The 869-nt window shown below is 47.0% G+C and carries 2 protein-coding genes; both read right to left on the bottom strand.

The genetic code is table 11. The annotated features are described in order from the left end of the window. Nucleotides 1-4: 4 nt before the first annotated feature. On the bottom strand, nucleotides 5-577 hold the full coding sequence (locus R7P74_RS25530) for a GNAT family N-acetyltransferase (RefSeq protein ID WP_005454340.1): 573 nt from the start codon (nucleotides 575-577) through the stop codon (nucleotides 5-7). A 5-nt stretch (nucleotides 578-582) separates the two neighbouring features. Continuing rightward, nucleotides 583-869, bottom strand: a 287-nt coding sequence (locus R7P74_RS25525; RefSeq protein WP_318123435.1) for a GNAT family N-acetyltransferase, incomplete at its 5' end; no start/stop codon positions are given.

The raw sequence follows: 869 nt of genomic DNA, 5'->3' as shown, positions 1-869 counted from the left end.
GGAGCTAAGTCAGACGCAATTCATAAATGCCTAATCGTTGAGAGCGGTCAAGCGTCTCGAACTCGTGATCAACGTATTCTTTTAATGTGGCACCAGCACGCTCAGCAATATTGATACTGGCAATGTTATCTTCCATACAGTGGAATTGGATGAACTGCGCATGCCCTTTCTGCTTTAAAAAAGGAATCAGAACCGCAAGCACTTGGTCAATCACTCGGTGTCCTCGCCCATTGTTCGCCAACCAATAGCCAATCTCAGTAACGTGTGTGTGCGAATCCACACCCTTGATACCAATAACGCCCGTAAACTGCTCATCAAAATAAATCGCGCACCAGTGGGCATCTAACGCTTTGCTGTTCACGCGCTGAGAGATGTAGTTCACTGCTTCTCTGCGGTTGGTCACAAAGTCCGTCCAAGGTAAATAGCCAGATAGGCTGTTTCGATACGTGTTCACCACTTCCAGTAAAACCGTCGCATGCTTGGTGGTTAGAGGCTCAATTGAGACCCTTTCCGAGACGGAAAAGCGCGCTTGCGAGCCATTCCCTTGATAGTCGTGTGGATACATCGAATCTCCCATTCACATCATCCTTTAGCAAAGCGCTGCAATGCATCTCCCGCCAGTCGATAGATCTTCCATTCATCTTGAGGCTCTGCACCGATTGACTGATAGAAATCAATCGCGGGTTGGTTCCAATCCAATACAGCCCATTCAAAACGGCCACAACCACGATCAACGGCAATATTCGCCAAATGCTTTAACAACGCTTTCCCTGCACCAACATTTCGGTACTCAGAAGAAACATATAGATCTTCTAAGTAGAGTCCGTTCTTTCCAAGCCATGTTGAGTAGTTAAAAAAGTAGACGGCGA

The organism is Vibrio sp. 2033 (assembly GCF_033339735.1).
The sequence above is the reverse complement of the archived record's forward strand: the minus strand, read 5'-3'. Positions and strand labels throughout refer to the sequence as shown.